Here is an 18,947-nt window from a genome sequence, read left to right on the forward strand (position 1 = left end):
ACTTCTCGCCATGGCTGCGGAGTACACCTCAACCAACCGAGGAATCACGTTGTGGCCGCCAGTCCGTTTCGAGAAGCTGGTCTGGCTGATTTCAGAGGGTGGAGATTCGCGTCGCTCAACACGTGACCGCACGTACCAGTCGGCGCTCCTCGACCAGATCGCCGACGCCAGCATGCTGATCCCTTCGGATTGCGCCTTGGTCTCCGAAGACGTTCGTGCCGCCATCGCCGCATTCGACATTCGAGTCGGCGACACGCTCGCTCCCCTCGAAACTTTGCTGGTGCGCATCGAAGCGTCGGCGTCATCACGCATTGAGAACGTCGCAGCATCACTGCCTGACCTCTTCATGGCCGAGACCGGCGACGAGATGGGTCGGTCAGTCGCCGATGTGATTGGCAATGTCGATGCCACGGTGGCAGCGATCGACCTGTCGAGTGACATCTCGTCAGACACGATTCTCGACATTCACCGCGCGCTCTTGATCGACACGCATCCGGTACTGGCCGGGAAGTGGCGGACAGAACCGGTGTGGATCGGCAGCTATTCCGCTGGGCCGCCCGCGGCCACCTTTGTGCCGCCAGCTGCTCGACTCATCCCTGATGCCATCGACGATCTGTGCGAGTTCATGAATCGCACCGACATCCCGGTGTTCATTCAAGCGATGGTGATGCACGCTCACTTCGAGACCATCCATCCGTTCCCTGACGGCAACGGGCGCGTCGGCCGGGCACTCATCCACGCGCTGTTACGCCGCGACGGCCTCACCAAGGCGGCAACCTTGCCCATTTCGGCGGGCATTGTGAGCCAGAAGCATCGCTACATCGAGGCCCTCACCGAGTATCGGGCGGGCGACTATGTGCCGATCGTCGAGCTCGGCGCCGATGCGACGTTTGCAGCGCTTCGCAGCGCCAGCATGCTGTTTGACGACATCGAGATGATCGTGCGCCGGTGGCGCGACCTCACCGGGCCAATCAGATCCGACTCGGTGGTGCATCCGATCGTGGACCAACTCCTCGAGCATCCGATCGTCGACACGAAGTCGCTGAGCGACCTCATTGATGCAAGCAGCTCGGCAGTCAGTGGTGCCGTTCGTCAACTCGTCGATCTCGGGATCCTGCAGCCGCTCGATCCTTCCGCCCAGCGCGGGCAGCGATGGGGCGCACATGAGGTGATCCGCGTCCTGAACGCGTTCACGAGTCGCTCGATCAATCCGTTTGGTCGCCACTGAGTGACGGCTGCTCCCGCAGCCCCAAAGTAACGCTGGCGGGGCACGACGGGCGCACAGTCGCCCCGACCCCGTATCCTGCGTCCCATGACATCGACGCTCGGAACCGCTCCGACCACGCTGCCACAGGCCAACGAGCCGTGCTGGTGCGGAAGTGGGCGCAAGTACAAGCGCTGTCACAAGAAGTCTGAGGGCCGTGTCCTGCAGGGCACCGTCACGCCGATGCGTGCGGTGCCGGACCACATCGCTCGGCCGCCCTACGCCGACACCGGCGAATATGAGGCCTGGGACGAAGGTCGCATCAAGTCGCCGGACATCATCGAACGAATGCGTGCCTCCGGCAAGCTCGCCGGCGAGGTCCTCGCCATGGCCGGCGAAATGGTCGCTCCTGGCGTCACCACCGAAGAGATCGACATCGCTGTGCACGAAGCATTCGTTGCCGCTGGCGCCTACCCGAGCACGATCAATTACCACGGCTATCCCAAAGCGTGCTGCACCTCCGTCAACGAAGTGATCTGTCACGGAATCCCCGACTCACGCGTGCTGCGGGAGGGCGATATCTGCAACATCGATGTCACCGGCTGGTTGAACGGCGTACACGGTGACACCAACGCCACGTTTTTCGTCGGTGACGTTGATCCCGAGAGTCAGCAGCTGGTCCGAGTCACCGAAGAGGCAATGTGGCGCGGCATCGAGGCGGTCAAGCCGGGGAGCCCACTCAGCGACATCGGTCGGGCCATCGAGCTCACATGTAAGCCGTACAAGTACGGCGTTGTGCGGGCGTTCGTCGGCCACGGCATCGGCGAGCAATTCCACACCGACATCCAGGTGCTGCACTACTACGACTCGCGGTCATCGACCATCATGCGCGAAGGCATGACGTTCACGATCGAACCGATGATTACTCTCGGGACGATCAACTACAAGATCTGGGACGACGACTGGACTGCTGTGACCTCGGACGGCAAGCGCACCGCCCAGTACGAGCACACCATCCTCGTGACGGCCGACGGCGCCGATGTCCTCACCGGTGGTCCGGGTACTGCCAGCCCCACTGCTCCCTGGTTGCGCTGACGGCGTCGCCCGCTGTCACCCGCCAGGGGTGACGGCTGCTAGGTCGTTGATGTACGCGACGATGTCGGCGACTTGCTCATCATCGAGATTGTTGCGCGGCATCTGCACGGGGTAGTCGGCGCGCAGGTCGGCGCTCGGCTCCTTGATCGCCCGAATCAGGTACTCCTCATCAGCGACCACCATGGTGCCGTCAGCGAGTTCCACCTCGGCTCCTGCGAGGCCCTGCCAGGTCGGCCCGACGCCACCTTGACCGTCAGTGCCATGACACCCCGCACACCCACTCGACGACGACAGGCTCTTGCCTCGCTCGCCGGCCGCGGACAGTTCGGGCCCAGACGCGTCGCCACCACCGCACGCTGCTGCCCCCAGGATGAGGGACGACGTGATCAGCGCACCGCACATCCAACGTCGTGCCGGCCGGTTCGATTCCGTGTTCATCGAGACCATTGTCGCAGTTCAGCCCATCATTCGGGGAGCGACCGCGCTGTGACGTTCGTTGGTTGACGCGCCTCGATTCGGATGAGCGCCGCCTCCCACCAACTCCTCAGCGCGTCGTCATCGCCAACGCCGAATGCTGCGTGAACTTCGGCCGCACAGCGACGAACGTCGTGGTTCTGCAACGCCGTCACTGCCCCGTCGAGGTCACCGGCCGGCCAGGGCAAGTCAGCCAGCACGACCGGGCCGACTCGGATCGCATCCGCCGACAGACCGGTTCCTGCGCTGCGATGCCAGGCCCACGCTGATGCGAGCGGAGACGTGAGCACGGCGGCAATCTTCCACGCCAACTCCGAGCCCGTCTGCTCATCTGGTGCGTCGGGGTAGGCAGCCACCACCGGGACGCCAGGCAGCATCGACCCATCGGCGTCGGCGACCGCTTCGAGAATCTTGGTTTGGTTGGCGATCAACACCTTCGGCACGAGCCGGTCACTCGCCCAGCGGAACATTTTGGCGTCGAGTTGCGCGAGGTCAAGCCGCGGCCGACGAAACGGTCGCTTCGCGAACGTGATCGGCCGATCACCCCACCAACAGCGGCCAGGATCGATCAACCCGCTGGTGATCAGTTTTGGGCCGCTGGGGTGATCTCCGACCGCGGGCACCATGCCGTAGTACTCGTCGCGAAAGTTGGCGTTCAGGCGGCATCGATCCCCGAGCGCGCCATCGGTGCGCAGCGCGTCGGGAAGGTCTGGTACGCCGCGACGGTCCGTGATCACCCGGGCCCATTCGCCCGGCGATGTCGACGGTACGCCGAACTCGAACAACAGCGCGCACGTCAGCACCTGGGCGTCGAAGACACGCTCACCGGTCCACCACGACCAGCGCAGCGATGCCCGTGCGTCGTAGTCGGCCCGCACCGCCGCGGCGTCTCGAGCCGACAGCAGCGACTGCGGCAGAACGTACGCGACCAGTCCGTGGTCGGGCTCGACGATCTCTGCAGCGAGGGCGACAAACTCGACCGCGGCATCGGCGTAGGGACCGCCGCCACGGCGACTGGCTCCTCCCCGAGTGGTTGCGGCGGCCATCTGGGACAGAAATGGCGGATTGCCGACGACGACGTCGAATCGGCCGAGCGTCGACCAGTCGAACGCCAGCGCGTCGGCGCAGACGACGCGATGCGCCGCGCCTGTCGCTGCCAGCGCCTGTCGAGTCGCCTCAACAGCGTCTGGGTCGATGTCGAGCCCGACGACTTCGAGCTCGACGCCCGCCGCGCTGAGCCGCTCGACGGCCGCGACCAGAAATCGACCGTCGCCGCATGCCGGGTCGACGAGCCGCAGCCGCCGACGCGGCGCAGAGGCTCTGAACGAACCGGCAATCGCGTCGACGACCAGCGCAACCAAGTGGTCCGGCGTGTACCAGGCGCCGTGCAGCTTTCGCTCGGGTCGACCGCGATCCGAACCACGCTCGTCGACCAGATCCTGTCGGGATTGATTGCGATCATCCCCGCCCGACACCAACGCAGACTACGGGAGGTGCGGGGTCGTTGCCTAGAGTCAGCACCGTGACCGCCCCCGCAACGGAGCCCACCGTGGTGTCCGACTTCCTTGAGTCATCCGCCGATCGTTACCTGACGTTCGAACGCGATGACTGGGCGGCGCTTCGTGCGTCAACACCACTCACGCTTGGCGCCGCCGAGTTGGCCGAATTGCAGGGCATCAACGACGAGATCGACTTGGATGAAGTCGCGGCCATCTACTTGCCGCTCAGTCGCCTGCTCAACCTGTATGTGAGCGCAAGGATGGACCTCCACACGGTGTCCGCGACCTTCCTCGGCACGGTCGCGCCGAAGGTGCCGTACATCATCGGTGTCGCGGGCAGTGTCGCTGCCGGCAAGAGCACGTTCGCCCGCATTCTCCAAGCGCTCCTGGCCAGGTGGCCCGATCATCCCAAGGTCGACCTCATCACCACCGACGGGTTTCTGTATCCCAACGTCGTGCTGGAAGAACGTGGGATCATGAACCGCAAGGGGTTTCCCGAGAGCTACGACACGCGCGAGCTGCTGCGCGTGCTGCGCGAGATCAAGAGCGGACAACGTGACGTACGCGCTCCGCTGTACAGCCACGTCGTGTACGACATTCTCGACGGCGAGCACGTCACCGTCGACCAACCGGACATCGTGATTCTCGAAGGCCTCAACGTGCTCCAAACAGCCGAAGGCTTCACCGAGTTCGTGAGCGACTACTTCGATTTCTCGATCTACGTCGATGCTGACGAACCCGATATCGAACAGTGGTACATCGACCGATTTCTGACGTTGCGTGGCTCGGTGTTCCAGGACCCCGACAGCTTCTTCAAGTTCTACGCCGAGCTGAGCGACAAGGAGGCCGTCGACGTTGCCCGGACCATCTGGCGCGAGATCAACGGTCGAAACCTCGCTGAGAACATCGCACCCACCCGAGATCGGGCGTCGCTTGTGCTGCACAAGACCGCCGACCATCGCGTCGACCGAGTCCAACTTCGCCGCATCTGACCGACCCCGACGCGGTCAAGATTTCGGCGTCGTGAACAGGCCGAGCCAGTCGGGGAGGTCAGCGATCGAATCAAGCTCAGCGAACTCTTCGTCGTGCTGGTCGACTTGCTCAAGCGCCCAGGTGAGGTGATACGGAACGTGCACTGCGTGCGCACCGAGTGCGAGAACCGGCAGGATGTCGCTCTTGACGGAGTTGCCGACCATCAGAAAGCGCTCGGGACGGACGCCGAGGCGAGTCAGAATCTTGGCGTAGGTCTGCGGATCCTTCTCGAGCAGGATCTCGATGTCGGTGAAGTGATGTTCGAGACCAGATGTCGTGACCTTGCGCGTCTGATGCACCAGGTCACCCTTGGTGATCATCACCGTGCGGACGGCACCGCTGACGGCCGTCAGCACTTCCGGCACGTGCGGCAACACATGGACCGGCTCGGTGAGCATGTGCTGGCCGATTTCGACAATCTCCTCGATCACCTCGATCGGCACCGTGCGATTACTCGCAGTGATCGCGGCGCGAACCATCGAAATCGTGAATGCCTTGACGCCATAGCCCGACACTGACAGATCGGCTCGTTCAACTGCTCGCAGTGCGTCGTCGACATCGACGCCAACAGGACAGTGCGGCCCAACGAGCTCGGCGAAACGGCGCTCCGCTCGGTTGAACGATTCTTCGCTCTGCCAGAGCGTGTCGTCGGCGTCGAAGGCCACCACGTCAAAGCCGTCGATTCGATTCATAGTGATGAGTCTGGCCGATCGCGCTGCCCAAACCATGGCCCACTGCCGGGCCACCCGGGTTAACGGTGGATGGCGTTGAGATAGTTGTAGACCGTGATGCGGCTGACACCCATCGCGTCGGCCACATCTTCGACAGCGCGCCGCAGGATGAACGCACCGCGCTCGTCGAGCAAACGAATGGCACGCTGCTTGCCCTCGCGCGACAACATTGGCAACGAGTCACCCAGCTCGGTCTCGACGGCGTCGATCAACCTCTCCAGCGCACCGTGCAACGGAGGCAACCGGACGGCGGCGACTGTGACGCCCTCCCAGATCAGAGGGACATCGCTGGGTTCGGCATCGTCAGCGTTGATGAATGAAGCGCCGACCGCGTCGACCACCGGCTTCGCCGCTCGGACCAGCGGGTGGACACCCGCCAGTGGGTCGCGTTCGATCGTCACCGGGCACAGGGTATTCGACTGAACGACGTCAGCCGACGCCCATCACCCTGCGCAACTCATCCGCGCGGGCCGAGCAGTCCCGGCCAGCCATTCCGAATGCCTCGTTGAGCTTGCCTAATGCGCCCTTGAATGAGGTGTTCCAATCGTCAACGAACCGGTCGCGGGCCGGGCCCTGCCACGTCGTCCCGTTGATGACGCCGTCGACCGTGGACATGACCTGATTGATCGATTCGATCTGGCGGCTGAGGCTCGCGCCAAGATTGGCAAGCTGTTCCGGATTCGCTCCGTACATCGTCATCGCTGGTTCTCCTTCTTGTCGATGGCGAGCCGACATGCCCGCTCAACTGGGCAGTGGGCGCCCGCCGCACCCCACGGGAACTGGCGCGTCGGACGTCGGGTTGCATGGCATTTTCGCGCGGCACGACCGTGGCCGCACGCGCCACCGGACGAACTGACCGGCAAATGCTCCCCAAATTCGTGAGCGATGGTGGTCAAGATTCCGTGAATCAGCCGCGCTGAAAGCCAGCAGCGATCGGATGTTGCTGGTGCGAGCGTCGCCACTCAACCACTCTCTGTGTTTTTCGGTGAAGAAAAAGTGCATATGGTGGCAATTTGAGACCTACATTGCACACATGGCAGGCGGACGAAACCCATGGATCACGGCACGGCGAACGCGGGCACTGCTCGTTGCCGTCACGGCAGTCGGCACGATGACCGCGGTACTCGGCGTGACGACAGCGGGCGCAGCCGACGCCACAGCCAATTCGAGCAATCTGAGCGATGGGCCTGAAGACGTCACGTTGACAACTCCCGTCGCCGGTCTGACCACCGCCGCGCCGGCCACCACCACTGCACTCACGACCACCACACCCACCACCGCCACACCCACCACCGACGGCTGCGGCGCCATCTGCGGACCGGCCCGGGTCGCGACCACCGTGCCTCAGCTGACCACCACGGCCGCTGCGACCACAACGGAATGCGGAGCCATCTGCGGACCAGCCAGCATCGCCACCACACCACCAGCACCCACGGCGGCAGCAACCACAGCACCGACCGCAATGATCTCAGCAGCAAGCGGAACCACACCAGACACCGCCACAACCGAGCCGACCACCACCGACGCTGCGACCACCACGGAATGCGGAGCCATCTGCGGACCAGCCACTATCACCACCACACCACCAGCGCCCACGCCGGCAGCAAGCACACCACCACCAGCTACACCGGCAACAGCAATGATCTCGGCGGCAAGCGGAACTACATCAGACCCCGCCACCATCCCTGACGATTCGCCGACAGCGTCGTCGGACATGCTCGCCGAGACCGTGGACTCGTGACCTTTGACTGCCGACGTCTTCTCGGTGGCTTCCTGATGCGACGCCCTGCAGTAGGCCATCGACGGACCCGCTGATCACGCCGCGGCGGTGCATCCCCTCGGTCGCAACAGCGCGGCGGATCTCCTGCCCGCGTCATCCTCGGTCGAGCACCCCGTCGCCCAGTCGTCGTTCAGACCATTGCAAGGGGGCGGAGACGCCCGCAGCGCTCTGACGGGGTCAGGGCAGCGTCGATGAGGTCGACGGCACCGACGACGTGGTCGTCGTGGTCGTCGTGGTCGGCACCGGCTTCGTCGTGGTCGGCGTCGGGGCAGCAGTTGTCGGTGGGGCGATGGTGGTCGTGGTCGTCGACGTCGTCGACGTCGTCGACGTCGTCGACGTGGTGGTCGTCGTGGCGTTGGGGTCGGCGTAGTCGAACGACGGCAACGACTCACGGTCGGTCACCTGCTCGGGTTCCTTCTCACCGTTCCACACCAGAATCCGCTCACCGATGTCGACCACGTCTTGGAAGTAGACCGAGATGTGCATCGGGAGACGCACGCAGCCATGTGATGCCGGGCGATTCGGAACGTTCTCGGCCCCGTGCACCGCAATGCCGTAGTTGAAGTACACCGGATCCCACATGCCGCCCAGCGGGCTCACACGCTTGCCCTTGACCTGGCGGTCATACGTGAACACGCCGCCGGGCGTCTTGGACAGCGCACACACCTGCTTGGTGACGGGTTCTTCAAGCTCTCGACCTTGTGCGTCGGTGTCGTAGGTCGCCGTCTCGCAGTACTCCTTGGGAGATCCATCCGGATTGATTTCACCAGAAGAGATGTGGGAGATGAGTGCAGGTTTGTCCTCCTGGAACGCAATCAACACTTGCTCGGGCAGGTAGACCTCGGTGTGGTCGGCCTGACCATTGGTCGGCCGTCGCGGTGTGATCGCCAACTCCGGGTCGCGCAACAGATCCCACGAATCAGTGGTGATCGCGCCAGTCGCTTCAGTACGCGGCGTCTTCAACACCAACTTCTCGAATGCCCAGACGGATTGTGTCGTGAGCGTGCCGAAGATCCCATCGGCCGGGCCCGGATCAAAACCGAGGTCGACCAGACGCTCCTGCAGCATTTTGACGTCGTCGCCCACCAGGCCCTGCTTGAGCGTCCGGGTCACCGGCGGAAGCGTCGGCTCGGCGTCACTCACGGTTGGCGGCACCCCGACAGTGGTCGTCGATTCGGCGCCCACGGTCAGTGGTCCGATCGAGCCCGAAGCGACCTCGGTGTTCGACGAGTCGGCCGACGATCCGCCGCGACCGCCGACAAACCCGATGCCGAGAATCAAAGCGATCAAGCCGACCGCGATGAAGATCGGGGCGCGGTTCGTCACCTCAGAAGATTCTGCCGACTGATGGGCAGAGCGGGGAGAGCGGGGTGGTGAAGACATAGTGCAACGTTGGGGTCGGACTCAGAGGTCAATGAAATATTACTGGTGCGAGGATCGCCAGATTCGTCGGGTTGCCCAGATTATTGAGGCATTTCCGGCGATCTCGCCCAGTTGGATAACGCGGTCCTCAGACCGCCCGGACGTCGAACGCCTCGGGGCCGTTACGGCCGTCGCGAACCTCAAACGAGACGCGGTGGTTGTTGTCAAGCGTGCGGTACGGCTGATCGTCGTTCTCGCTCTGATTGCCGTCGTTCTTCCGGCTCGCTCCGACAAGAATGTTGGTGTAGTGGACGAAGAGGTCCTTGCCACCGTTGTCGGGAACGACAAAGCCATAGCCCCGGCCGGCGTTGAAGAACTTCACGGTGCCGTCGCCTTTGCTCATGTCCGGAGCAGGTGCGGCGGTCGGTGCTTCGGTGTCGAAGCGATCATCGCGCTTGCGTTCGCGCTTTGCCTTGGGCTGTTGACGCGGTTCGCGCGCTTCGCGCTCCGGTGTCTCTTCGCGACGCATCGAGATTGGGGGGTCGATCAGCGCTGCGATGTCAGGATCGGTGAGCGGCTCGTCCAACCCGATTGCACGCTGCAACTTGCGAGCGTCCTTCTTCTGACTGCCTTCAAGCAGCGACACGACCGTGCCGCTGTCGCCAGCACGAGCAGTACGGCCCGAACGGTGCACGTATGTGGAGTTCTCCGCCGGCGGGTCGTAGTGAATGACGCAGTTGACACCGTTGACGTGGATGCCACGGGCGGCGACGTCGGTGGCGATCAGTGCCGCTGCCTTGCCTTGCTTGAAGGCTGCGAGCGCGCGGTCACGCTGCCCCTGGCTCCGGCCACCATGAATTGGCTCGGCCTGCACACCCTGCTTGCCGAGTTGCTTGGCCAAACGATCAGCGCCGTGACGGGTACGTGTGAACACGATGGTCGAACCCATTTTGTTAATGACCTGAGCCGACACTTCTTGACGCTTCTCACGGGCGGTCACCCAGAACTTGTGATCGGCGAGGCTCATGTCCGGGCCCTTGGGGCCAACTTCGTGGCGCACTGGGTTGTGTTGGAAGTCTGCAACGAGCTTGGCGACCGGGCCATCGAGGGTTGCAGAGAACAGCAGCACCTGACGGCGAGTTGCGGTCTCGCCGACGATGCGACGAACTGAAGGCAAGAAGCCCATGTCGGCCATCTGGTCGGCTTCGTCGATGACGACGGTGGTGACATCGCGCAGGTCAATAGCGCCCATCTGCATCAGATCTTCGAGACGTCCGGGGCAGGCGACGATCAGCTCGGTGCCCTTGTCGAGCGCCTTGCGTTGGTTGCCGTAGCCCACTCCGCCATAAACGGACGCGGCCCAGTGGCCGGCGGCCTTACAGAACGGGTTCAGCTCGGCCATGATCTGCTCGGCGAGCTCACGGGTCGGTGCGAGCACCAGGGCCGTCGGGCGGCGGGGCTTGGCGTCGGTCAGACCGGCCACGAGGGGAAGCCCGAAACCGAGCGTCTTGCCCGATCCGGTCGGAGCGCGACCAGCAACGTCGCGGCCAGCGAGAGCGTCGGGGATCACGGCAGCTTGGATCGGGAACGCGTCGTACTTACCCTGCGCGTGGAGGCGCTCCAGCATCGATGCTGGCAGGCCCAAGTCGGCGAACGGGACGGCTGGTCCGTCGGTGGTGGAGAGGTCGGTCGCGCGCGGCGCGTCGTCGGTCATGGTCATGTATTTGCCTCGGATTCGAGTTGTCGATTCTGTTCAAAACAGCGCTGGGCCGGAACAGAAGACACAATCCGAAAGCGCTCACCGGCCGGAAATTCGACCGGAGCGATGTCCAAGCTATCGGGATCCGCCTCGCTCCCCCTGTGCGATCCGACACGTCCGGACAACGATCGCCATCCATGCCTGCGAGAATGGCGCCATGCGCCTCGGGATGAGTATCACGAGCGGGTACCCGGGACTCGACGGGACCGCTGCGGTTGGCTCACTCCTCGAGCGAGGTCGTGTCGCATCGCAGGCCGGGCTCGACCATCTGACCCTCGGTGATCAGCATGCAACTGGATCGTTCTCCTACGTCCAGAACGTGCCAGCGATTGGTCGAATCATGGCCGATTGGCCGCGTGACAAACCCATCGGCCTCCTCCTGCTCCTCCCCCTCTGGAACCCGGTGATCGCTGCGGAACAGATCGGCACGCTGGCAGCCATGAGCGACGCACCGTTCATCGTGCAGACCGGCATTGGGTCCGGCGCCGGGCAGTTCGACGCGCTCGGTGCCGACCTGTCGAGCCGCGGTCGAATCACTGACGCTTCGATCACCGCCATGAAGGAGTTGTTTGCTGGCAAGCAGGTCACTGCGCCCGATTTCGACATCATCGACGCGTCGATCAGCCCTCGACCGCCTCAGCCCGTCGAGTGGTGGATCGGCTCGGGCGTCGCGCCTGCTGCGATCGATCGAGCGGCACGCGAGGGAGATGCTTGGTACACGTCTCCCGGCCTCGACGGAGATGCACTTGCAGTGGCGGCCGACAGCTATCGATCAGCCTGTGAGCGTCATGGGCGCACACCACGAATCGCGCTGCGACGCGACATTCTGGTCGGCGACGATCACGATGCGACGGTCCGTCTCGCGCGCTCGGTCATCGAACGCGGCTACCGCGGCATGGACACCCAGATCATCGCTGGCGGCGTCGAGCACGTCGCCGAGCGAATGGCATCATTCGAGTCAATCAACGTCGACGACATCGTTGCCCGCACCATCACTGTCGATCAATCGACGGCGCTCCGAAGTATCGAACTACTGGCCGACGTCCGAGCCGCGATCGCTTGACGACGGGTCGACGGGACTCGCCTCATCGGCTCGACATCGGCAACCATGGAGTATGGCGTCCCCGCTGCACGGCATCCGTGTCCTCGATTTCACTCGCGTTCTCTCGGGACCGCATTGCACGCGCATGTTGCACGACATGGGCGCAGACGTCATCAAGATCGAACCGCCCGCTGGCGATCTCACCCGCTTCTCCTCGCCGCGTCGCAACGGATTGTCGAGCTACTTCGTGCAACAGAACGCCGGCAAGCGAAACGTCAGCATCGACTTGGCCACGCCCGAGGGTGTTGCCATCGTGCTCGAACTTGTCGATCATGCAGACGTCCTGGTCGAGAACTACCGCCCCGGCGTGATGGAACGACTCGGCCTCAGCGCCGAGGTGGTCCGGGCGCGCAACCCGCGGCTGATCTACGCGTCGCTGTCGGGGTACGGCCAGACCGGACCGTGGGTTCACCGGCGTGCTTTCGCTCCGGTCGTCGAAGCCGAGGCGGGGATCGTCGCGTCGCAGGGCAACGCCCGCGGTGGCGACTACGCCAAGGATCCCCACAGCCATGCCGACGTGTACACGGGCATGGAGACAGCGGCCGCAATTTTGGCCGCGCTCTACCAACGCGAACACACCGGTGTCGGCCAACTCCTCGACGTGTCGATGGCCGAGACGATGCTCTATGTCAACGAGCATCTGCACGACGCGATGTGGCCCGATGACGTGGACCCCAACGCCATCCGCAGTTTCCGTCCAGGCGACTACATCGTGATGGAGATCGGAAGCGGCGAGCGCTACATCGTCAGCGGCCACCCGGCCGAACGAGGAACCTTCGACCTCTTCCTGGCGGCAATGGGCCGCGCCGATCTCGCCAACGATGATCGTTTCGGCTCCGTCGCGAGTCGCATCGAGCACTACGCCGAACTCAGCCAGATCATCCTCGAGTTCTCACGGTCGGTCCCCGACGCCGAGACATTCGAGCGGGTCTTCGCTGAGGCAGGGTTGGCAACGGGACAGGTCCGCCAGCCTGGCGAGCTCGCCGACACCGACTGGGCGATCGAACGCGGCGCGACTGTCGAGATCGACGATCGCGCCGGCGGAACAGTGCGCGTGCCGAACGTGCCCTGGCGCTTCTCCGACTCCCCTGACGTCGGTGTGTCGGGCATCCCCAAGTACCGCGGCGAAGACAACCGGACTCTGCTCGTGGAGTTACTCGACTACGACGCCGAACGGCTCGACCAGCTCGAATCGGACGGCGTCCTCTCGAGCCGCTTGCCCTCGTGACGCTGACATTCCCGGTGCTGCCGATGAAGGCAGCGATGGGAACACTGCCTGCCGCCGCCGACGGGTGGGCGTACGAGATCAAATGGGACGGCTACCGCACCCTCATCTTCGTCGACGGGCCGAACGTGCGATTGCAGAGTGCCTCCGGAAAGGACGTCACGCACCGCTGGCCGGAATTCTCCGACTTGGCCGGCTCCATCAATGCGTCGACCGCGATTCTCGACGCCGAGCTTGTCGTCTTCGATGACCACGGTCGACCCGACTTCGGACTGGTCCAGCAGAGTGGGTTCGGCACTGATCGCGAGGCGGTGCTGCACGTGTTCGACGTGTTATCAATCGACCGCACCGACACGATCGGACTTGCCTACCTCGATCGACGGCGGCTGCTCGAAGCGTTGGTCGAGCCCGGCGACAACTGGTTGATTCCGGCACACCGCGTCGGCGACGGCACCGCGCTTCTTGCAGCCACTGCGGCGCAACAGCTCGAGGGAGTCATCGCCAAACGGGTCGATTCGGTGTACCGCCCGGGCACCCGAGCCAAGGACTGGATCAAGATCAAGAATCGCACGGTTGTCGAGTTGGTCGTCGGCGGCTACACCGAGGGCACCGGTCACCGAGCGGGCACCTTCGGAGCGTTGTTGCTCGGCCGGCCCGACGGCAACGCCCTTGCCTTTGCTGGCGGCGTCGGCACCGGCTTCACCCACGACGCGTTGGACTCGATCGCAGCACAGCTCCGCGCCATCGAGACCGAGTCGTCTCCGTTCGCCACCCTGCCGCCGGCCAAACATCGTCAACGCGCGCACTGGATCGAACCAACGTTGACTGCCGTCGTCGAGATCGCCGAGTTCACCAACGACGGCTTAGTTCGGCACGCCAGCTTCATCAGCCTTTCCGACATGGCAGGCTGAGCACGATGCCGATCGATCGCCACGACGCTGAACGTCTCGACGCGCGCGACCCGCTCGCGCAGTGGCGCCACGAGTTCGTGATTCCCGATCCCGCCCTGATCTATCTCGATGGGAACTCGCTCGGCATGACACCGAAACGCACCGTGGCCGCCCTCCACACTGCGGTCGAACAGCAGTGGGCCGGCGACCTGATCACGTCATGGTGGGAACACGACTGGCTGGACCTGCCGCTCTCGGTCGGCGATCAGTTGGCTCCGCTCCTCGGGATGGGCTCCGGCGAAGTCGCTGTTCACGACTCGACGACCGTCGGCATCTTTCAGCTGATCAACGTGGCGCTCGATCTTGCTCCTGAACGAAGCGCTCCGCCGGTCATTGCCTTCGAACCGAGTGAATTCCCCACCGACCGCTACGCCGCCGAGGGCGTTGCTCGTCTGCGCGGGGGCTCTGTCCGCATCGGGCTCGACGACCTGACGGGCGTGGACGTCATCATTCGGTCCATGGTCGACTACCGGACCGCCGAGATCGCCGACGTCGCAGCTGAGACCGAGCGCGCAGGGTCCGCGGGTGCGGTGACGGTGTGGGACCTGTCGCACGCCGTCGGAATACTCGACCTCGACCTGCCTGCACTCGGCGTCGAACTCGCCGTCGGCTGCACCTACAAATTCCTCAACGGAGGTCCCGGAGCGCCGGCGTTCACGGCAATCGCAACCCACCTGCACGATCGAGTGACTCAACCAATCTGGGGTTGGTTCGGCCAGACCGACCAGTTCGCCATGGACGACCCGTTTGAACCGCGTCCGGGCATCGGGCGCATGCTGCACGGTACGCCCGGCGTCCTGGGCCTCGTCGGCGCACGCGAAGGCATCTCGCTCACTGCAGCCGCCGGAATCGTCGCGATCGCTGCCAAGGGTCGCCAGCTCACGCGGTTCGGCATCGAGTTGGCCGATGAGATCGGCCTCGCAACCAACACGCCCCGAGACGACCGTCGTCGAGGCGGTCACGTGTCGATCCTTCATCCCGACGCAACCCGTCTCCAAGCAGAGCTCGCCGCGCGCAAGGTCATTGTCGACAAGCGCGAGCCCAACGTACTGCGCCTCGGCATGTCGCCATTGACCACACGGTTCACCGACGTCTTCGACGCACTCACCCTCCTCGCCGACCTCGCTGCCAACAACGCCGTCTGACGCTGCCCACGTTCCGTGAGGAATGGGATGGGATCCGCGACACCCCAGATCCCCTCGGAAACGCGGTTGCTCGACACCGCAGTGACGGCAGAATGGGGTCATGAGCGTCGTCAAGATCAATGCCATCACGATTCCCGAGGGCATGGGCCCACAGCTCGAGGGCCGGTTCGCCGGCCGAGCCAAAATGGTCGAGGCATTCGATGGCTTTGAAGATTTCCAGCTGTTGCGCCCGACCGAAGGCGAAGAGCGATACTTCGTCTACACCCGCTGGGCCTCCGAAGCGCACTTCCAAGCGTGGATGGACAGCCAAGACTTCAGCAAGGGACACGGGAGCGGCCAGGCCGACGGCAACACGGCACCCGACGGCGAGCAAGCGCGCAAGCCCGTCGCCCAAGGCGCTGACCTCATGTCGTTCGACGTCGTCGAGCACGTCATCAAAGGAAGCTGAGTCCGGGCGCACCGGCCAGTAACCTCTCTTTCTCGTGGCACTGATCGTTCAGAAATACGGCGGCACATCCGTCGCCGATCCCGATCGCATTCGGGCGGTTGCCGACAACGTCGCCATCACCAAGAAGCGCGGCAACGATGTCGTGGTCGTCGTGTCCGCCATGGGCAAGGCCACCGACAATTTGATCGCTCTCGCTGACTCGGTTTCCACGACGCAGTCCGGACGCGAAATGGACATGCTGCTCACCACCGGTGAACGACAGACCGCAGCGTTGCTCACCATGGCCCTCGCCGATCGCGGTATTGACGCCATCAGCTACACGGGAAGCCAGGTCGGCATCATCACCGACACGGCTCATCGCAAGGCGAAGATTGTCGAGGTGAAGGGCGATCGCGTCCGAGCCGCCATCGCCGACGGCAAAGTCGCGGTCATCGCCGGTTTCCAGGGTGTCAGCACCGACCGTGAGATCACGACAATGGGTCGCGGCGCCTCCGACCTGACCGCATCGGCGCTCGCCCAGGCAATGAACGCCGACGCGTGTGAGATCTATACCGACGTCACCGGGGTGTTCACCGCCGACCCCCGCATCGTGCCGCAGGCTCGCAAGCTCACGAAGGTGCACTTCGACGAAATGCTCGAGATGGCCGGCGCTGGTTCAAAGGTCCTCGCGATGCGTTCCGTCGAGTTCGCCCGCAATCACGACGTCCCCCTTCACGTTCGTTCCGCTTTCACTTGGGAGCAAGGAACGATCGTCAGCAACGAGGAGCCCTCAGTGGAAGATCCGATCATCTCCGGTGTCGTCACCGACATGACCGAAGCCAAGGTCACCGTGCTCGGCGTACCCGACCAGCCCGGCGTGTCGGCAGCGCTTTTCGAACCGCTTGCCGACGCCAACGTCAACGTCGACATGATCGTGCAGAACACGTCGACCGACGGCACGACCGACATCAGTTTCACGATGCCGATGGCCGACATGGCGCAGTCCGAGTCGATCGTGCAGAAGATCGCCGACGAGATCGGGGCCACCAAGGTCACTCACGACGACGACATCGCGAAGATCTCGCTCGTCGGCGCCGGTATGAAATCGTCTCCCGGCATTGCGGCGAAGATGTTCCGGGTGCTTGCCGACGAAGACGTCAACATTCAGATGATCTCGACGTCGACGATCCGCGTGTCGATCATCATTCCGTCTGCCGACATGGAACGCGCTGCAATTGCGCTCCACACCGCTTTCGGTCTCGACTCCGGCGCCGACTACAGCGCACCACTTCCCGAACGCAAATAGTCACGTGCGGGGTCAGGCCCCTGCTCTGACTAATCGACCGGGGCGAGGCTCCCGCCGAAGATCTGCCACGCGAGGACCGACTTCGCGATGAGGCTGAGCACGAGGTAGCTCTTCTCGCCGAACACGTAGCTCGTCCACTTGCCGACCTTGCGGTACTGCAGCCACTGGTTGACGCCGAAGCTCGAGAAGAACACGAACTGGGCGATCACGATGCCGTAGACGAAGCCCGGCACCTCGTCAGCGGTGAACGTGTTGAACCAGATGGCGACCCAGGGGGCGAGGCCGGCGATCGTGCCGAACCAGAACGGCATCATCGTGGTCTCGGTCCGACCGGGCGGGTTGAATTTTTCCTGCAGCCAACCGAACAGGATCATCGACACATTGGCGCCGATGATCGCGAACACCGCGGTGATCTCGGTGATGCCCGAGTAGGACGCGATGAGGATGACCATCAGCGTGGCGCTGATCGAGTATTCGACCCAGCGGAATCGGTTGATCCCGCGGCGTAGGTCTGTCTCATACGGGTTTCGTGCGACCGTCGCCGTGAGCAGGTGATCGATGGCCGCCAAGCTGAGGAACACTGCAACAGCGAGTCCGATCGGCAGGTCAAAGAGGCCCTCGCCCTGCGGCACGCGAGTACCGGGTGGGCCTTCGGGCGCAGCGGTCGTGAACGTGATGGCGAAGTCGCTCGCCAGCACGAGGATCAGGACAGCCTGCGCTGCGTGCAGCACGGTGAGACCCAGGTTCCACTTGCGCAGATTGGAAAACTGTTCGTCGGAGATCTCGATCACGGCACGATCATCCCCCACGACGGCGGCTTCCAAGCAATTGAGCGACGTATCGACGGCACCAGGCCCACCGCCACAGCGGACGCTCAACGAACGGTGGCGATGATCCAGTAGTGGGCGCTATTGATGCCTTCGAAGGTGTGGGTCACTGCCTCGCGCCCGCCGATGGAGGACTTTGGATTTCGCCACAGTTCAACGGCACTGAACTGCGCTGACAATGGCCCGATGATTTCATCGGGTGTGAGCCGGTTGGCTTGCCACCCGATTCGTGCAGCCAGACGCTGGCGCGACAGCCAGTTGCCGAACTTGGGGACACGAAAGAGTCCGCGTACGACCTTGCTCATCGGAATGAGCACTGCATCGCCCCGGGTGCGCGTGCGGAAGTTCAATACGACGCGGCCTCCCGGCTTCGTGATGCGGACCGCCTCTGCGGAAAGCTCGAGTGCGTCGTCGGGGTCACAGTGCTGGAAGGTGATGTAGCTGAAGGTGATGTCGGTCGAGCTCGGGGGGAGATCGAGCGTCTTGCCATCGGCAACGTGGCTCGTTCTGAGCCGGTCGACCTTGCCGAAACGGCCGACTGTCTCGAAGCATCGCTCAAGGAATCCGGCATCGAGGTCACAGGCCGTGACCGCTCCGAACTCGCGAGTGAATGCACAGGTCATTCGACCGATACCGCAACCGATCTCGACGAGCGATTGTGTCTCCGTGTCCGGGGTTCGAAGCCCGAAGACCGTCAGATACGCGCCCACTTCGGCATCACCGGTGGCGACGAACTCTTCCAGCGTCAGGTCGTCACCCTTTTCGTTGTTGAACACCCAGCCGGTCCGACGCACCACCTCGTCGCCACTTGACTGCTGCTCAGAGACAAGTCCCGCAGCCTTCCAGGGAACGAGTTGGGGTCGCCGCGACATGAGGTGATTGTGCCAGACCCGCAGCACTTCGCCCACTTCACTCCCCGACACGCGAGACCGATGACGGAGACAGATGACCGAGACGGGTGACGGAAACGCCGCGGTAAGAGGCAAGAGAGTTAGTGCCACCCCCCTGGAGTCGTTGCTCTGAGGACGG

General features: G+C 63.9%; 19 protein-coding genes. 10 read left to right on the top strand and 9 right to left on the bottom strand.

Going from position 1 to position 18,947, the window contains the following annotated elements; genetic code table 11:
* Positions 1-10: 10 nt before the first annotated feature.
* Entirely contained in the window at positions 11-1,228 is a 1,218-nt protein-coding gene (locus ACH2DW_RS09815) for a Fic family protein (RefSeq protein WP_394929562.1), read from the top strand.
* 84 nt (positions 1,229-1,312) lie between these two features.
* Complete coding sequence (gene map / locus ACH2DW_RS09820; protein WP_394929563.1) at positions 1,313-2,299, top strand: type I methionyl aminopeptidase; 987 nt, start codon at positions 1,313-1,315, stop codon at positions 2,297-2,299.
* Positions 2,300-2,314: 15 nt separating this feature from the next.
* On the opposite strand, the gene ACH2DW_RS09825 is transcribed toward map, so the two are convergent.
* Positions 2,315-2,737 carry a c-type cytochrome gene (locus ACH2DW_RS09825; protein ID WP_394929564.1) on the bottom strand — a complete coding sequence of 141 codons (423 nt, stop codon included), beginning with the start codon at positions 2,735-2,737 and terminating at the stop codon, positions 2,315-2,317.
* Between the two features lie 26 nt (positions 2,738-2,763).
* Positions 2,764-4,248 carry an N-6 DNA methylase gene (locus ACH2DW_RS09830; RefSeq protein WP_394929565.1) on the bottom strand — a complete coding sequence of 495 codons (1,485 nt, stop codon included), beginning with the start codon at positions 4,246-4,248 and terminating at the stop codon, positions 2,764-2,766.
* A 77-nt stretch (positions 4,249-4,325) separates the two neighbouring features.
* Between ACH2DW_RS09830 and coaA the strand changes: the two genes are divergently transcribed.
* Positions 4,326-5,264 (top strand): type I pantothenate kinase, encoded by a 939-nt coding sequence (gene coaA, locus ACH2DW_RS09835; protein WP_394929582.1) that lies wholly within the window; start codon positions 4,326-4,328, stop codon positions 5,262-5,264.
* A 15-nt stretch (positions 5,265-5,279) separates the two neighbouring features.
* Here coaA and ACH2DW_RS09840 read toward each other — a convergent pair whose 3' ends face one another.
* Genes ACH2DW_RS09840 through ACH2DW_RS09850 form a run of 3 tightly spaced genes read right to left on the bottom strand, consistent with a single transcriptional unit; the run spans position 5,280 to position 6,734 of the window.
* Positions 5,280-5,996, bottom strand: a complete 717-nt coding sequence (locus tag ACH2DW_RS09840) for an HAD family hydrolase (protein ID WP_394929566.1) — start codon at positions 5,994-5,996, stop codon at positions 5,280-5,282.
* Positions 5,997-6,055: 59 nt separating this feature from the next.
* Entirely contained in the window at positions 6,056-6,436 is a 381-nt protein-coding gene (locus ACH2DW_RS09845; protein ID WP_394929567.1) for a helix-turn-helix domain-containing protein, read from the bottom strand.
* A 28-nt stretch (positions 6,437-6,464) separates the two neighbouring features.
* Positions 6,465-6,734 carry a WXG100 family type VII secretion target gene (locus ACH2DW_RS09850; protein WP_394929568.1) on the bottom strand — a complete coding sequence of 90 codons (270 nt, stop codon included), beginning with the start codon at positions 6,732-6,734 and terminating at the stop codon, positions 6,465-6,467.
* 334 nt (positions 6,735-7,068) lie between these two features.
* On the opposite strand from ACH2DW_RS09850, the gene ACH2DW_RS09855 reads away from it, so the two are divergent.
* Positions 7,069-7,776, top strand: coding sequence for a hypothetical protein (locus tag ACH2DW_RS09855; RefSeq protein ID WP_394929569.1), 708 nt, complete (start codon positions 7,069-7,071; stop codon positions 7,774-7,776).
* Between the two features lie 216 nt (positions 7,777-7,992).
* Here ACH2DW_RS09855 and ACH2DW_RS09860 read toward each other — a convergent pair whose 3' ends face one another.
* A complete protein-coding gene (locus ACH2DW_RS09860; protein WP_394929570.1) occupies positions 7,993-9,141 on the bottom strand; it encodes a L,D-transpeptidase family protein in 1,149 nt (382 codons plus the stop codon).
* Between the two features lie 184 nt (positions 9,142-9,325).
* Positions 9,326-10,897 carry a DEAD/DEAH box helicase gene (locus tag ACH2DW_RS09865; protein ID WP_394929571.1) on the bottom strand — a complete coding sequence of 524 codons (1,572 nt, stop codon included), beginning with the start codon at positions 10,895-10,897 and terminating at the stop codon, positions 9,326-9,328.
* A gap of 208 nt (positions 10,898-11,105) precedes the next feature.
* On the opposite strand from ACH2DW_RS09865, the gene ACH2DW_RS09870 reads away from it, so the two are divergent.
* The 6 genes from ACH2DW_RS09870 (at position 11,106) to ACH2DW_RS09895 (ending at position 17,091) form a co-directional block, all read left to right on the top strand.
* Positions 11,106-11,999 (top strand): LLM class flavin-dependent oxidoreductase, encoded by an 894-nt coding sequence (locus tag ACH2DW_RS09870; protein WP_394929572.1) that lies wholly within the window; start codon positions 11,106-11,108, stop codon positions 11,997-11,999.
* Between the two features lie 52 nt (positions 12,000-12,051).
* Positions 12,052-13,266, top strand: coding sequence for a CaiB/BaiF CoA transferase family protein (locus ACH2DW_RS09875; RefSeq protein WP_394929573.1), 1,215 nt, complete (start codon positions 12,052-12,054; stop codon positions 13,264-13,266).
* Complete coding sequence (gene ligD / locus ACH2DW_RS09880; protein WP_394929574.1) at positions 13,263-14,174, top strand: non-homologous end-joining DNA ligase; 912 nt, start codon at positions 13,263-13,265, stop codon at positions 14,172-14,174. Before ACH2DW_RS09875 ends, ligD begins: the two co-directional genes overlap by 4 nt.
* A gap of 5 nt (positions 14,175-14,179) precedes the next feature.
* The gene (locus ACH2DW_RS09885) at positions 14,180-15,358 is read left to right on the top strand and encodes a kynureninase (protein ID WP_394929575.1); all 1,179 of its coding nucleotides are present in this window, start codon (positions 14,180-14,182) and stop codon (positions 15,356-15,358) included.
* Between the two features lie 100 nt (positions 15,359-15,458).
* Entirely contained in the window at positions 15,459-15,806 is a 348-nt protein-coding gene (locus ACH2DW_RS09890) for an antibiotic biosynthesis monooxygenase family protein (RefSeq protein ID WP_394929576.1), read from the top strand.
* Positions 15,807-15,840: 34 nt separating this feature from the next.
* Positions 15,841-17,091: an aspartate kinase gene (locus tag ACH2DW_RS09895; RefSeq protein WP_394929577.1), complete on the top strand. Its 1,251-nt coding sequence runs from the start codon at positions 15,841-15,843 to the stop codon at positions 17,089-17,091.
* Positions 17,092-17,120: 29 nt separating this feature from the next.
* Here the strand turns inward: ACH2DW_RS09895 and heR are convergent, their stop codons facing one another.
* Positions 17,121-17,882: a heliorhodopsin HeR gene (gene heR, locus ACH2DW_RS09900; RefSeq protein ID WP_394929578.1), complete on the bottom strand. Its 762-nt coding sequence runs from the start codon at positions 17,880-17,882 to the stop codon at positions 17,121-17,123.
* An 83-nt stretch (positions 17,883-17,965) separates the two neighbouring features.
* The gene (locus tag ACH2DW_RS09905; RefSeq protein ID WP_394929579.1) at positions 17,966-18,790 is read right to left on the bottom strand and encodes a class I SAM-dependent methyltransferase; all 825 of its coding nucleotides are present in this window, start codon (positions 18,788-18,790) and stop codon (positions 17,966-17,968) included.
* Positions 18,791-18,947: the final 157 nt, after the last annotated feature.

The organism is uncultured Ilumatobacter sp., from assembly GCF_963980585.1.
GTDB lineage: Bacteria > Actinomycetota > Acidimicrobiia > Acidimicrobiales > Ilumatobacteraceae > Ilumatobacter_A.

What these genes read in the sequence shown, in the direction of transcription:
- ACH2DW_RS09815 (WP_394929562.1), top strand. Translation starts at nt 11, where the DNA reads ATGGCTGCGGAGTACACCTCAACCAACCGAGGAATCACGTTGTGGCCG.
- map (WP_394929563.1), top strand. Translation starts at nt 1,313, where the DNA reads ATGACATCGACGCTCGGAACCGCTCCGACCACGCTGCCACAGGCCAAC.
- ACH2DW_RS09825 (WP_394929564.1), bottom strand. Translation starts at nt 2,737, where the DNA reads ATGAACACGGAATCGAACCGGCCGGCACGACGTTGGATGTGCGGTGCG.
- ACH2DW_RS09840 (WP_394929566.1), bottom strand. Translation starts at nt 5,996, where the DNA reads ATGAATCGAATCGACGGCTTTGACGTGGTGGCCTTCGACGCCGACGAC.
- ACH2DW_RS09850 (WP_394929568.1), bottom strand. Translation starts at nt 6,734, where the DNA reads ATGACGATGTACGGAGCGAATCCGGAACAGCTTGCCAATCTTGGCGCG.
- ACH2DW_RS09855 (WP_394929569.1), top strand. Translation starts at nt 7,069, where the DNA reads ATGGCAGGCGGACGAAACCCATGGATCACGGCACGGCGAACGCGGGCA.
- ACH2DW_RS09865 (WP_394929571.1), bottom strand. Translation starts at nt 10,897, where the DNA reads ATGACCATGACCGACGACGCGCCGCGCGCGACCGACCTCTCCACCACC.
- ACH2DW_RS09870 (WP_394929572.1), top strand. Translation starts at nt 11,106, where the DNA reads ATGAGTATCACGAGCGGGTACCCGGGACTCGACGGGACCGCTGCGGTT.
- ACH2DW_RS09875 (WP_394929573.1), top strand. Translation starts at nt 12,052, where the DNA reads ATGGCGTCCCCGCTGCACGGCATCCGTGTCCTCGATTTCACTCGCGTT.
- ACH2DW_RS09885 (WP_394929575.1), top strand. Translation starts at nt 14,180, where the DNA reads ATGCCGATCGATCGCCACGACGCTGAACGTCTCGACGCGCGCGACCCG.
- ACH2DW_RS09890 (WP_394929576.1), top strand. Translation starts at nt 15,459, where the DNA reads ATGAGCGTCGTCAAGATCAATGCCATCACGATTCCCGAGGGCATGGGC.
- ACH2DW_RS09905 (WP_394929579.1), bottom strand. Translation starts at nt 18,790, where the DNA reads ATGTCGCGGCGACCCCAACTCGTTCCCTGGAAGGCTGCGGGACTTGTC.